This window comes from Actinoallomurus iriomotensis (assembly GCF_030269445.1).
GTDB classification, from domain to species: Bacteria; Actinomycetota; Actinomycetes; order Streptosporangiales; family Streptosporangiaceae; genus Actinoallomurus; species Actinoallomurus iriomotensis.
The window spans coordinates 50,512-63,341 of sequence record NZ_BSTJ01000021.1 but is presented as its reverse complement, the minus strand read 5'-3'; the positions used below and the strand labels follow the sequence as shown (position 1 = coordinate 63,341).

The 12,830-nt window shown below is 71.5% G+C and carries 14 protein-coding genes; 4 read left to right on the top strand and 10 right to left on the bottom strand.

From position 1 onward, the window contains the following. Positions 1–9: 9 nt before the first annotated feature. Genes QSK37_RS49370 through QSK37_RS49335 form a run of 8 tightly spaced genes read right to left on the bottom strand, consistent with a single transcriptional unit; the run spans position 10 to position 7,069 of the window. Positions 10–669 carry a TenA family protein gene (locus QSK37_RS49370; protein WP_285636479.1) on the bottom strand — a complete coding sequence of 220 codons (660 nt, stop codon included), beginning with the start codon at positions 667–669 and terminating at the stop codon, positions 10–12. After that, entirely contained in the window at positions 666–1,412 is a 747-nt protein-coding gene (locus QSK37_RS49365; protein ID WP_285636477.1) for a glutamine amidotransferase, read from the bottom strand. The genes QSK37_RS49370 and QSK37_RS49365 overlap by 4 nt, the downstream gene beginning before the upstream one ends. Before the next feature lie 35 nt (positions 1,413–1,447). Continuing rightward, the gene (locus QSK37_RS49360; RefSeq protein WP_285636475.1) at positions 1,448–2,494 is read right to left on the bottom strand and encodes a phosphotriesterase family protein; all 1,047 of its coding nucleotides are present in this window, start codon (positions 2,492–2,494) and stop codon (positions 1,448–1,450) included. Beyond that, positions 2,491–3,507, bottom strand: a complete 1,017-nt coding sequence (locus QSK37_RS49355; protein ID WP_285636472.1) for an ABC transporter permease — start codon at positions 3,505–3,507, stop codon at positions 2,491–2,493. Before QSK37_RS49355 ends, QSK37_RS49360 begins: the two co-directional genes overlap by 4 nt. A 1-nt stretch (position 3,508) precedes the next feature. Then, positions 3,509–4,255, bottom strand: a complete 747-nt coding sequence (locus QSK37_RS49350; protein ID WP_285581921.1) for an ATP-binding cassette domain-containing protein — start codon at positions 4,253–4,255, stop codon at positions 3,509–3,511. Then, entirely contained in the window at positions 4,255–5,265 is a 1,011-nt protein-coding gene (locus tag QSK37_RS49345; RefSeq protein ID WP_285581919.1) for a substrate-binding domain-containing protein, read from the bottom strand. The genes QSK37_RS49350 and QSK37_RS49345 overlap by 1 nt, the downstream gene beginning before the upstream one ends. After that, positions 5,265–6,185, bottom strand: a complete 921-nt coding sequence (locus tag QSK37_RS49340; RefSeq protein WP_285636470.1) for a carbohydrate kinase family protein — start codon at positions 6,183–6,185, stop codon at positions 5,265–5,267. Before QSK37_RS49340 ends, QSK37_RS49345 begins: the two co-directional genes overlap by 1 nt. Beyond that, positions 6,182–7,069: a BtpA/SgcQ family protein gene (locus QSK37_RS49335; RefSeq protein ID WP_285636467.1), complete on the bottom strand. Its 888-nt coding sequence runs from the start codon at positions 7,067–7,069 to the stop codon at positions 6,182–6,184. Before QSK37_RS49335 ends, QSK37_RS49340 begins: the two co-directional genes overlap by 4 nt. A 141-nt stretch (positions 7,070–7,210) precedes the next feature. On the opposite strand from QSK37_RS49335, the gene QSK37_RS49330 reads away from it, so the two are divergent. Genes QSK37_RS49330 through QSK37_RS49320 form a run of 3 tightly spaced genes read left to right on the top strand, consistent with a single transcriptional unit; the run spans position 7,211 to position 10,377 of the window. After that, the gene (locus tag QSK37_RS49330) at positions 7,211–8,230 is read left to right on the top strand and encodes a LacI family DNA-binding transcriptional regulator (RefSeq protein WP_285636464.1); all 1,020 of its coding nucleotides are present in this window, start codon (positions 7,211–7,213) and stop codon (positions 8,228–8,230) included. Between the two features lie 11 nt (positions 8,231–8,241). Further along, positions 8,242–9,357, top strand: coding sequence for a M20 family metallopeptidase (locus QSK37_RS49325; RefSeq protein WP_285636461.1), 1,116 nt, complete (start codon positions 8,242–8,244; stop codon positions 9,355–9,357). A gap of 27 nt (positions 9,358–9,384) precedes the next feature. After that, positions 9,385–10,377 (top strand): tetratricopeptide repeat protein, encoded by a 993-nt coding sequence (locus QSK37_RS49320; protein WP_285636458.1) that lies wholly within the window; start codon positions 9,385–9,387, stop codon positions 10,375–10,377. Between the two features lie 15 nt (positions 10,378–10,392). Here the strand turns inward: QSK37_RS49320 and QSK37_RS49315 are convergent, their stop codons facing one another. Further along, positions 10,393–11,118 (bottom strand): GIDE domain-containing protein, encoded by a 726-nt coding sequence (locus QSK37_RS49315; RefSeq protein ID WP_285636455.1) that lies wholly within the window; start codon positions 11,116–11,118, stop codon positions 10,393–10,395. Between the two features lie 307 nt (positions 11,119–11,425). On the opposite strand from QSK37_RS49315, the gene QSK37_RS49310 reads away from it, so the two are divergent. Next, positions 11,426–11,863 carry a VOC family protein gene (locus QSK37_RS49310; RefSeq protein WP_285636453.1) on the top strand — a complete coding sequence of 146 codons (438 nt, stop codon included), beginning with the start codon at positions 11,426–11,428 and terminating at the stop codon, positions 11,861–11,863. A gap of 4 nt (positions 11,864–11,867) precedes the next feature. Here QSK37_RS49310 and QSK37_RS49305 read toward each other — a convergent pair whose 3' ends face one another. Next, positions 11,868–12,692: a hypothetical protein gene (locus QSK37_RS49305; protein WP_285636450.1), complete on the bottom strand. Its 825-nt coding sequence runs from the start codon at positions 12,690–12,692 to the stop codon at positions 11,868–11,870. Between the last annotated feature and the right edge of the window lie 138 nt (positions 12,693–12,830).

Below are 12,830 nucleotides of genomic sequence, written 5' to 3'. Positions count from 1 at the left end.
CTCCGCGGCTCAGCGGTACACGGCGTCGTGGAAGGCGATCTCGGCTTCGAGCATTCCGCTGAACCAGCGGATGAGGTGTTCATCCGGGATGTCGGCCGGCAACGCGTCGACCTGCGCCGCGAGTGCGGTCACACCCGCGCGGAACTCCGCGCCGGCGTGCAGGGACACCCAGTCGGCGATCGGCCCGGCCGGGACGTCGCCCCGCTCGTCCGCGCGGGTGCACCAGGTGGAGTACAGGCTCTCCGCGGCGAACAGCACGGTCATCACCGCCCGGTAACCGCCCTCACGCGCGGCGGCCAGCGCGAACTCCGACAGCACGGCCGCCCGGCCGGCCGCGTCCGGGCGGGCCGGTACGGGCCAGGCGGCGCGGGCCGTGCGGAAGTAGTCCGCCTGTTCGGTCGTCAGCGCGTGGACCGCCCGCGCGTTGCGCTCCAGCGCCGTACGGTCCGGGGCGTCCCACACGGCCAGGCCGTGCAGGCGGGCGGCCGTCTCGACGAAGGACTCCTCGATCGCCAGGTAGTCGGCGTAGGCCGCGTCCCCGATCGTGCCGGCGGTGACCTCCTCGACGAACCGCATGCCGAGCGCCCGTTCCATGGTCGCGGCGCACGCGTCGAGCAGCCACGCGGACCGGCTCGCCGGACGCGCCCTCTCCTCGGCCCGCTCGCTCATCCGGCGAGCCACTCGACGAGGCCGCCGAACACCTTGGCGTAGCCGTCCCACTCCTCGCAGAACGGCGTGGGCGCCCAGTGCGGGGAGCAGTCGGAGGTGAACACCGCCGAGCGTCCCGAGCCGTGGCCGCCGACGGCGACCAGCGGGTCGCCGTTCAGCGTGGCCAGGACGTCCGCGCCGGGACGGGGCCGGACGCGGTTGTAGCCCAGCAGCAGCGGCCAGTCGCCGTCGACGCCGCCGAGCGCGGGATGGTCCGGGCCGGTGACGTCCGCCCGCGCGCCCGCGGGCAGCTCGACGCGGTCGTCCTCGGGCAGGAGCTCGACCGGCAGCACCTCGTGCAGCAGGGTGTTGCGGTAGGCGGCCTTGGCCTCGAAGCCGGTGAACGAGAGGTAGCCGCCGATCATGAGCAGGCCGCCGCCGTCGCCGACCCAGCCGCGCAGCACGGCGATCCGGTCGGTGCCCGGCCGCGCCTGCTCGAACACCTCCGGGGCGAGCTGCAGGGAGTTCGCGCCGATGTCGGAGAGCACGACCACGTCGTACTCGGCCAGCGCGGCGGCGTCGCCGGGGAACCCGGCGGGCACCAGGTGGGCGGGCAGGTGCACGACCTCGTGCCCGCGGCTCTCCAGCGCCCGGCGCAGCGGTTCGACGCCGACGACGTACGAGCTGGTGGTGAACGAGTCGACCCCCTTGAAGTGGGTGGACTGGGTGACCCAGCTCTCGCCTGCGATCAGGACGCGGCTCACTGTGTACTCCTTCTCTGTCTCATTCGGGCGCTCGGTCAGGCCGCGGCGGCCTGGTCGAACAGCCGGGCGGGGTTGGTCCGCAGGAGGTCCTCGGCGACGCCGGGGGCGACGCCGAGCTCGACCAGCCTGGGCACGAAGAGCGTGGGCACGTACCGGAAGCCGTTGCCGCCGTACGCGGTGAGCATGCTCTTGAGGAACACGTCGTGGCTGAGCAGCAGGCGTTCGGCGTGGCCGCGGCCGATGAGCCGCGCGACCGCCCGCGCGGTCTCGTGCGGGCCCGGGGACTGTCCCTCCCCCGGGTACCGGAACGGCATCCCGACCATGTCGAACTCGATCCAGACGCCACGGTCGGCGACCGCCTCCTGGTAGGCGGGGTCGTCGTGGGAGGGGTCCATGTGGCAGAGCACCACGGCGCCGGGCGGCACCCCGTACTCGCCCAGCACGATGTCGAGGACCTCGTGCGCCCGGCGCTGCCAGCCGGGCAGGTGGACGTAGAGCGGGACGCCCGTCTCGCGCTGGGCGCGCGCGGCGGCGCGCAACGCCGTGTGCTCGTCCTCGGTGAAGTCCGGCGACACCCCGATCTCGCCGATGACGCCCGGGCGGACTCCGGTGCCGTCGACGCCGTCGGTGAACTCGGCCACCAGCTCCGCGGCGAGGCCGTGTTCGCCGGCCGACGGCAGGTGCGCCGGATGGAACCGCTCCAGGTACCAGCCGGAGCCCATGACGATCCGCAGGCCGCTGCGCTCGGCGAGCGAACGCAGCACCCGCGGGTCGCGGCCGAGCCCGCCCGGCGTGACGTCGACGACCGTGCCGCCGCCGGACGCGGCGAACGCGCGCAGGTCGGCCAGCATCGCGTCGGTGTCGTCCAGGACGCAGTGGTCGAGGCAGGCGTACGGCTGCTCGCGCAGCACCCACGCCAGGTCCGGTGCGGTGCGCGCCTCGCGGAGAAAGCCCAGCCGCGGGTCGTCCGGCTCGGTGACCGCCTTCCGTACGTCGTTGCGCAGGTGCTCGTGGGTGAGGGTGAGACCGAGTTCCGCGCTGGGCGCCGGCCCGGTCACCGTGGTCACCGTGGCCTCGGTCATGATCTGCGCGTGAGGTGGGAGAACAGGTCGGCGAGCGAACGGCCCCGCAGGTTGATCCAGATCGCGATGAGCAGCACCAGGCCGGTCACGATCGGGGTGAGGAACGGGCTGACGCCGAGCAGCGTCAGGCCGTTGGCGATCACACCGGTGATGACCGCGCCGATGATGGTGCCGACCATCGTGCCCCGGCCGCCGAACAAGTCGGTGCCGCCGAGCACGACCGCGGCGATCACGGTGAGCTCGAAGCCCTGCCCGGAGTTGGCCGAGCCGGAGCCCAGCCGGGCCGCGGTGAGGAGGCCGGCCACCCCGGCGGCCAGGCCGGTCAGCATCAGCGTGATCATCTTGATCCGGTCGGTGTTCACCCCGGCGCGGCGGACCGACTCCTCCTGGGAGCCGATGCCGTTGACGTAGTTGCCGAACCGCATCTTGGACAGCAGCACGGCGCCGAGCACGACCGCGACCAGCGCGATCCAGGCCAGCGCGGAGAAGCCGAGGAACTTGGCGTCACCGATCTTGGCGACGAACAGCCGCCGGTCGATCGGCACGGAGAAGCCCTGTGTCCACATCTGCGCGATGCCCCGGATCACCGACATGGTGGCGAGGGTGACGATGAACGGCGGGATCTTCTGGTGCGCCGACAGCCAGCCGTTGATCGCGCCCCAGAGGAGCCCGGCCACCAGCGCCGCGATGATCACGATGGAGGAGTCCCACCCGGCGCGCAGCATCTCGGCGGTGCCGGTGGCCACGAACGCGACCGTGGAACCCACCGACAGGTCGATCTGGCCGGTGGTGATCACGAAGGTCATGGCGACGGCGACGATCAGAGTGATCGCCACCTGGGTGGCCAGGTTGGAGATGTTGCCGAAGGTCAGGAAGTTCGGGGCGGCGATCCCGAAGACGAGGAACAGCACGACGGTGACGCCCAGCATGGCCAGGGTCGCCTTGTTGGCACGTTCCCACCGGCCCGGCGTCTCCGCGAGCACCGTGGGCGCCGTTGCGGTCTCAACCGTCATGTCAGGCCGCCTCCTCGGTGTTCGAACGGGTGATCATGGCGACAAGGCGTTCGATGTCCAGCGCGGACACCGGCTCGTCCTCGACGCTGCGACCCTCGTACATCACGGTGATCCGGTCGCAGACCTCGAACAGGTCCTGGAGGCGGTGGGTGATCAGGATGACGCCGACGCCCTGGGCGGCGACGTCGCGGATCATCCGGAGCACCTGCCGGACCTCGGCGACCGCGAGCGCCGCGGTCGGCTCGTCCAGGATCAGTACGCGCGGCTGGAACGACACGGCCCGCGCGATCGCCACGGCCTGCCGCTGCCCGCCGGACAGCCGGCCGATCTCCTGGTACGTCGACTTCACGCGGACGTGCAGCTCGGACAGGGTCTCGGCGGCCTTCGCGTGCATCGCCCGCCGGTCGATGAACGGGCCCTTGCGCGGCTCACGGCCCAGGAACAGGTTGCTCGCGACGTCGAGGGTGTCGCAGAGGGCGAGGTCCTGGTAGACGATCCCGATGCGCTCGCGCCGCGCGTCGGCGGGGCTGGCGAAGCGTACGTCGCGGCCGTCGATGGTGATCTGGCCGGAGTCGTGCTGGATGGCCCCGGCCAGGACCTTCATCAGGGTCGACTTCCCGGCGCCGTTGTCGCCGACCAGGCCGAGCACCTCTCCGGGGCCGAGCGTGAGGTCGACGCCCCGCAGCGACTGGACCGCGCCGAACGACTTGGTGATCCCTCTCAGGGTGACCAGCGAGGTATCGCTCATCACTTCTCCAGGTAGTAGAGGTAGTTCTTGACGTTGGCCGGGGTGACGATCTGGGTCGGCACCGGGATGTCCTTGGTCACGGTCCGGTGGCAGGCCAGGCCGATCGCCGCGTTCATCGCCTCGTAGCCGAACTGGAAGGTGTTCTGCTGCACGACGCCGAGGATCCAGCCGGCCCGCAGGCCGTCCACCGCCTGGGAGGACAGGTCCCAGCCGACGACCTTGAGGTCCTTGGTGCGCTGCTGGCTGACGACGGCGGCGGCCAGCCCGATGAGGGCGGGCTCACCGGTGGCGTAGGCGTACTTCAGGTCGGGGGCGCCGGTGAGCAGGTTCTCGGCGGCGGTCTGGGCGTTCTCCTGGATGTTGCGCCCGTCGACCACGTTCTTGATCTTCATGCCCTTGGCGGTGACCTCGTCGGTGAAGCCCTTCTGCCGCTCGTTCTGGATGGTGCTGTTGAGCGCGCCGACCACGCCGATGTCGCCCCGGCCGCCAGTGATCTTGAGCAGCGCGTCGCCGAGTTGCTTTCCGCCCTGGGCGTTGGCCGTGCCGACCTGGGCGGCGACCGCCGGGTCGTCGACGGTGGCGTCCACGGCGACGACCGGCACGCCGGCCGCCTTCGCCCGCCGGATCGCGGGCTTGATGCCCTCGGTGTCGATCGCGTCCACGATGATCGCGTCGTAGTGGTTGGCCACCAGGTCGTCGATCGCGTTGGCCTGGGTGCTGGAGTCGTCGTTGCCGTTGACGATCTGCACCTGCGCGCCGGCCTTGCGCGCCACGGTCTGCGCGCCGGTGTTGATCTGGTTGAAGAACAGCGCCTGAAGGTTGATCGGAATAATCCCGATCTTGGGCTGGTGGCCCTGGACCTGGCACGACTGGGCGACCTTGGCGGGTGGGGGCGGTCCCTGTTCGGTGGCCCTCTTCTCCGCGGCGATCTCCCGCCTGGCCGCCGTGTCACAGCCGATGGTCGTCAGCAGCAGGCCGAGCGAGACCACGGCCGTCACCGTACGTCGCATCATCTCTCCTCTCCCTGGGAGTGGGCTGGCTGGGGGCCCGACCGGGCCTGGAGGTAGGCGGTGACGGCATCGCGCCGGGGCATTCCGTCGCGGGCGCCGGGCCGGGTGCACGACAGGCCGGCCGCGACGGCGGCGAAGCGCGCCGCCTCCAGCGGCGCGGTGCCCCGGTCCAGCTCCGCGCAGTAGGTGCCGGCGAAGCAGTCGCCGGCACCCGTGGCGTCCACAGCGTCCACCGTGATCGCCTCGCCGTCGTGGCGTTCGCCGGCGGGCGTCAGCAGGGTCCAGCCGCGGGGACCGTCGGTGACCACCAGGTATACCCGGTGTTCGACGGCCACTCTGACCAGCGCGTTGTCGTCGCCGACGAACTCGGTGAGCTGCGCGCGGCCGCCGATCGCGTGGTCGGCGGCCGACAGGGCGGCGCGCGTCGCCTCCGGCCCGTCGCAGCCGTCGAGGTCCACGACCACGCGGGGCCGGTCCGGCTGGGAGGCCAGCACGGCGGCCGCCGCGGGGAAGCGGTAGCCGTCGAGGTAGAGCCAGTCCGCGCCCGCCTCGCGCGCGGCCCGCAGCACCCCGGCGATGTGGCCGGTGTCCACCGCGTCGTCCTGGCTGATGATGGAGCGCTCGCCGTCCGGGGTGAGCAGGACGACGGCCGTGGTGAGCTCGGCGTCGCGGGCGGTCCAGCCCGTTCCGACCCCCTCGGCCGCGAGCGTGCCGAGGAACGCCGTGCTCAGCGCGTCGGAGCCGACCACGCCCGCGAACCGCGCGTCGGCGCCCATCCGAGCCGCGGCCACCGACGCGTTGGCCGCCATCCCGCCCTCGCCGTACTGGACGCCGGTGGCCTGCACCCGGGCGCCGGGCCCCGGCAGCACCGGGATCCGTACGGTCAGGTCGGTGTTGGCGTAGCCACAGAAGACGATCACGGAAGGACCACGCCCGCCCTGGCCGCCGCGGCGGTCAGCTCACGGACCTTGGCCGTGTCGACGCGTCCCCACCAGCGGCCGTTGTCCTTCACCGAGGACGCCACGATCACGCCGTCGCAGGCGGGCAGCAGGCCGCCGATGTTGCCGGCGGTGATGCCGGAGCCGATCACGACGGGGAGCGTGGTGTGCGCGGCGATGCCCTCGACCTCGTCCAGCGCGGCGGCGTCGCCGGTCCGCGACCCGGTGGCGATCAGCACGTCGGCGGCGAAGAACTCGGCGTCCTCGGTCTGCTCGGCCAGCGTGCGGTCGGCGACGATCGAGTGCGAGCCGTGCTTGACGTGCACGTCGGCGAAGACCTTGACCGGACCCGCGCCGATCCGGCTGCGGTAGCGGGTGGCGTGCGCCGCCTGACCCTCGATGATGCCCTCATTGGCGACGTAGGCGTTGGCCCACTGGTTGACCCGGACGAAGCCGGCGCCGCCGGACCAGGCGGAGGCGATCGAGCACTCGGCGGCGTTGGACAGGACGCTGACGCCCAGCCGGCCTCCGGCGTTGGCCGGCAGCGCGTGCCGTACCCGGTCGGTCACCACGGCCATCGCCGCCGCGGTCTCGTAGCCGTGCTCCCCCGGCTTGAGGAACGGGATGTCCCAGTGGTTCTCCACGATGAGCCCGTGGCAGCCGCCCTCCAGGTACGCCCGCGCCTCCTCGACCGCGAAGACCGAGATCTCGTCGAGCGGGGTGCCCTCGTAGTTCGGGCTGCCGGGCAGCGGCGGCAGGTGGATCACGCCGATGACGACCTTCGAAGTGCCGAACAGCTCTTCGATCGCGTTCGGCTTGGGAGGGAACACGCCCAGCGTCTGCTCGCTCCCGGCAGCCCTCACCATGTCGCCTCCTGTGTAATCGATTGCAGTGAAGTTGCGTTGAACCGTAGGGGTGTAACCGCAGGCCGTCAAGGGTCTAGACTCGACTCATTCGCTGGTGACGGGTAACGCTCTTGTTTCCGGGCGTTTCGGAAAGGTAAACGATTGCAGCGCGTCACGATCGCCCAGGTCTCCGAGCGCGCCGGGGTCTCCACCGCCACGGTGTCGCGGGTGCTCTCCGGCCGTGGGCCGGTCTCGGCCGCGGTGCAGCGCCGGGTGCGGCAGGCGGCCGAGGAGCTGGGCTACCAGGTCAACACCATCGCGCGAGCCCTGCGCAACAGCCGGACCGACACCGTCGGCATGGTCGTGCCGAGCATCTCCAACCCCTTCTTCACCTCGCTGGTGGAGAGCGTCGAGCACGTGCTCGAACGCGAGGGCAAGGAGCTGTTCCTGTCCGACGCCCGCTCCGACCCCGCGATCGAGGCCCGGCGGCTCGCCTCTCTGGCCGCGCGCAACGTCGACGGCATCATCGTCAGCCCGAGCCACGGCACCGAGAGCGGCCCCGCGGTGCAGGAGACGGCCGACCGCCTGCCGCTGGTGCAGCTCGACCGGTTCGTCGGCGGCACCAACACCGACTGGGTGGGCGTGGACGACGTGGCCGCGATGCGCCTGGTCATGGACCACCTCCACGAGGGCGGAGCGCGTTCGGCGGCGTTCGTCGGCTCACTGCTGACCAACTCCTCGACCGAGCAGCGGTTCGCCGGGTTCCGGCGCCGCGCCGAGGAGCTGGGCATGAGCGTCGACCCCGACCAGGTGCTCCTCGGCGACTACAGCGTCGACTGGGGCGAGGCCGCCGCGGCGCGCCTCGTCGACACCGGGGACCTGCCGGACGCCATCGTGTGCGCCGACGACCTGATCGCCCTGGGGGTCACGCGCGCGTGCCGCGCGCACGGCGTCGAGGTCCCCGGCCGGGTGCAGGTGACCGGGTACGACAACATCGAGTTCTCGCGGCTGGGCGAGCCCGCGCTGACCACGGTGGACCAGCCCCGTGACCGCATCGCCGAGGAGGCGGTACGGCTGCTGGCCGCGGCGAGCCGCACCAAGGAGACCGACCGGGGCCCGTCCGCCCACATCGCGCTCGTGCCGACGCTGGTGGTGCGCGACAGCACGCGGGCCGGTTCGTGAGGAGGCGGGAGATGACGGGATCGGCGGAAGAGCGCGGAGCGCTCGCGCTGGCGCGGCGGCTGGTGCGCATCGACACCAGGGGCGGCGGCGAGCGCCCGGCCGCCGACCTGGTCGCGGACGTGCTCGACGACGCGGGGTTCGACGTCCGCGTCGACGAACCGCTGCCGGGCCGGGCCAATGTCGTCGCGCGCTTCGGGCCCGAGACGCCGCGGACGCCGGTCACGTTCACCGGCCACCTGGACACCGTGCCCGCCGACGAGTCCGGCTGGTCGTTCGACCCGATGAGCGGCGAGGTCCGCGACGGACGCCTGCTCGGCCGCGGCGGCAGCGACATGAAGGCGGGCGTCGCCTGCCAGGTCGAGGCGGCCGTACGCGCCGCGCGGGAGCGTCCCGGCGACACGGCGGTGCAGCTGGTGTTCACCTTCGGTGAGGAGACCGGCTGCGACGGCGCCGCCCTGATCGACGCCGCGTCGCTGGTCCCCACCGACCTGCTGCTGGTCGCCGAGCCGACGAGCAACCGGCCCGTCCTGGGCCACAAGGGCACGCTCTGGCTCAGGGTGACCGCCCACGGGATCTCCGCGCACGGCTCCCGTCCGGAACTGGGCCGCAACGCGATCGCCGCACTCGCCGGCGCCGCGTCCCGGATCCACGAACACCGTGACTGGCCCGCGAACCCGGCGTACGGCCCCGCGACGGTGAACGTCGGCACCTTCCACGCGGGCACCCAGCCCAACCTCGTACCCGACCACGCCGAGATGTGCCTGGACATCCGCACCATCCCGGGCTTCGGCTCCGACGACGCGGTCGCGGAGATCGCCCGGCTGTGCGGCGAGGGCATCGACATCGAACGGCTGGTCGACCTGCCGGGAGTCGCCACCGACCCGGCGGACGTCACCGAGGTCATGGAGCTCCTCGCCCCGGGCTCCTCGACACGGCCACCGGAGTACGCGACCTACTTCACCGACGCCTCCGTGCTCACCGCCAAGCTCGGCGACCCCGCGGTCATCGTGTACGGCCCCGGCGACCCGGAGCAGGCCCACGTCACCGACGAGACCTGCCCGGTCCCCGCCATCGCCACATCGGCCGCCGCGTACCACCACCTGCTCCGCGCCCGAGCCGGCCGGTAGCGATCGTCGTCCGGCTACGCTCGGACGATGTCGAATCGAGAGGTGTCGGCAGGACTCGGCCTTGCCCGGGTGCTGGCGCACTGCGGCGGCAGGCCGGAGGAGGCATTGCGCCATCTCGCGGGCGCCGTCGCCTCCGCGCCCCAGGAGCCCGAGCCCTACGCGGTGCTCGCCGAGCTGTGGCAGGACCGGCGGTCGGAGCTGGCCGGGGTCGTCCACGACGCGAACTCCCTGAGCACGGTGCTGGCGCGGTCGTACATCTGCTTCCTCGAGGGCGACATGGACGGCGCGGCGCTGGCGATCGGAGCGGTCACGGGCGCGCGGCCCCAGACCGCCTGGGCCACGGCCCCGTGGTTCGGCGACGAACGGTTTCTCGGCGCCGTGAGCGCCGGCGCGCTGGCCGACGCCGCGATGCGGACGATGGACCACGGCCACGAGCTGGACACCGACGCCATGCGCGAACGGTTCCGGCCCTGGTTCCACGCCATCGACGTGGTCACCGCCCGGTCGCCGCTGCCGGAGGCGCTGGCCAGGATGGCGATCCTGCTGCGGGCGTGCGGCCTCATCGACGGCTCGTTCGCCCTCTGCGACCGGGCCGACTCCATTGAGCGGATCATGCTGACGGAGGTCGTACGGGCGGGCACGTGGGGCCGGCTGGGTGATCCGGAGCAGGCCGCGGCGGCGTTCGAGCGCGCGCTCGCCCTGGACCCGGCCAACTGGTCCCTGTATCTCGACCTGGCCGATCTGCGGGCCGAGCAGGGCGACTTCGCCGCCGCCGTACGGCTGGTCGACCAGGGCCTGCGCCATGAGCCGGCCGAGACCACGCTTCGCGCGGCCGGGGCCGCCTACCGGGCGCGGCTCACCGGCTCACCGGCCGACCTGAGCGAGCTCATCGAGCTGGCGCCGCAGTTGCCGGACGACTCCTACCTTCGGCTGCTGATCGACCACGCGTGTGCCGGTCCGGGCCTGCCCGCCGAGCTCGTGGCCGCGGCCCGCCGCTGCCGGCAGGCCGGACGAGGCTGACGGGGACGCGGTCCGTCACCCGCCGAACGCCTTGACCGCCAGCCAGACCAGGCTGCCCAGGATGACGACGCCACCGCCGGTGTAGCCGACGTACATGGAGGTCCGGAGCCGGCCCGACAGCTGCTCCTCGCTCCTGGTCGAGACGATGAACGGCGAGCCGTCCGGGCTGCGCATGGTGAGCTGCCGGTTCTCCACGCCCGCCGCGCCCAGGACGTACATCGGCTGGCCCGGCGGGACGATCCACTCCTCGTAACGGTGGCCCTTGACGTCGCTGAAGTTGACGCGGATGTTCAGCCCGAACAGGTTGACGTTCTGGCCGGCGGGCTCGAAGCGCCGCACCGACTGATGGGCGCCGTCGACCGAGGCGCCCTCGTGCCGGACGAGGATCTGGCCGGTCGCGTCCTGGACGCCGAACGGCACCGGGCAGGTCTCGTCGTGCACGGTCCTCTCCCGTGTGGTCGTCCGCCGCCGGCCGTCGCGGTACTCGTGGTGTTCGTACCGGACCGAGACCTTCGCGTGGTACCAGACGCACTCCCGGCCGGAGAAGGGCGCCGTGACCGGGCCGTGCGGCCCGGGAGTGGCCGCGCCCTTGACCTCACAGGTGACCGGCCCCGCGCCCGAGCCGATCTCGGCGCACGTGAGCGTGGGCGTCGCGGCCATCGCGTCGCGCTTGCGCTGCTGGAGGAACCCCCAACCGAGGACGGCGAGGCCGACGATGAAGACGATCAGGGGGGCGATCAATGCATCCTCCGGGGTACGCGGCGACCCGGGGATTATCCCGCCTCCTCCACTCGTGCTGGCCCGGGGGGACGACCCCCCGGAACCCCCCGATGTGAGGGGCTCCGCCCCCCACAGCCCCCCGCGGGTTGTCGTCGGAGGAGGGGCCATCTTGTTCACGGCGTTGCTGTCCATGACTCGTGGGGAGTTGTGGGAGCAACGCCGTTGTCGTGTCGGAGGCTCGGGCGGCCTACACGAGGACACCGTCACCTTTTCTCGGCCGGGAGCGTCCTGCGGCGATTGCCCGGTCCCGGATTACTAGTCTTCGTCTGTGGCTACTCCCTGGACCCTGACCTTCGATTGCGCAGACCCGCCTCGGATGGCGTCCTTCTGGAAGGTCGCTCTGGGGTACGTCGAGGCTCCTCCACCGGAGGGATTCGACACGTGGGAGCAGTGGCTGACGCATTTCAAGGTGCCGGATGAGGAGTGGGACGACGGTGCGGCGCTGACCGACCCGGACGGCGTCGGTCCGAACATCTCCTTCCTCAAGGTTCCCGAGGCCAAGGTCGCAAAGAATCGGCTGCACATCGACGTCCAGGTCGCCGGCGGACGCCACCAGCCATGGGATCTCCGTGAGCGACGGATCCGAGACACGGTAGAGCGGCTCGTCACCGCGGGCGGCAGCGTGCTCACAGAACATGAGTTCGAGGGACGGCTCGACCACGTGGTGATGGCCGACCCGGAGGGGAACGAGTTCTGCGTGGTCTGAGCCCTCAGTCGCTCGCGAGCTGCGTCAAGCAGTCGTGGGACGGTCGGCGGCGGCTGCGCAGCTTCACCCCCGGCGGGCGGATGGGCTCTGGCATGTACTCCACGTGATAGCTCGCGCCGAGTTCGTCTTGAAGCTGCGAGACGAGTTGCTGTCCAGCGGCTACGAACCTCTCGACGTCGTGTTCGGAATCGAATCCACCCGCCGCGGGCCAATCCGACAACGCGGCAGCGAAATACGCGTCCCACCGAGCGAGGTCGGAACGAAGGCCGTCGCTGATTTGCAGTGTTCCGGGATCGACCTCGATGTCGTCGGGACCCGTGCTCTGTGTGAGCGGAGATCGTCCCCGAACGGCCATCAGTTTGATCCAGCGTCGAGGTGCTGGCCGAGCCAGCAGTTCTCGCGCAGCCGCGACTATATCGGCCTCGATTTGTTCAGCGTCCTCTGGGTGATCATCCAGCATGGACGCCAAACCCACAAAGACCCGCAGGTCGCCGTTGTCCCGTACCTTCCGATACGCCAGCCAGAGTTCGGTGGCACCGTGGGCGGGCCCGATTCGTCCGGCCACAATGTCGCCTGCGGCTCGCCTGGCCAGGTTCCACTGCGCGCTGTCGGCGTCGGGAAGATCGATGCCAAGTTCATCGAGAGCAACGCGGAACAGTTCCGCCGAGTCTCGGACGTCGTCCCGCGACTGTCCGGCGAGAACACGAAGAGCAGGACTATCGAGGCCCCGGACAAGCGCCTCCGTCGCGATCTCAGGCAGATCTTCGGATGCGAGGCTTCGGGCCGCCATTCGCCAGGCGGCCACCTCCAGCGGGTCTGCCTCAGTCACGAGCCCAGCTTAGGTACGCCTCCTTATTGAGGCGATTCGTTTGCGACACCGTCCACGTCGAACTGTGACCCACGCTTGGTCAACTCCGGTCGCACTCATCTGCCGCACTCCGCGCACTGGCTACAGGCGTCAGTTGAG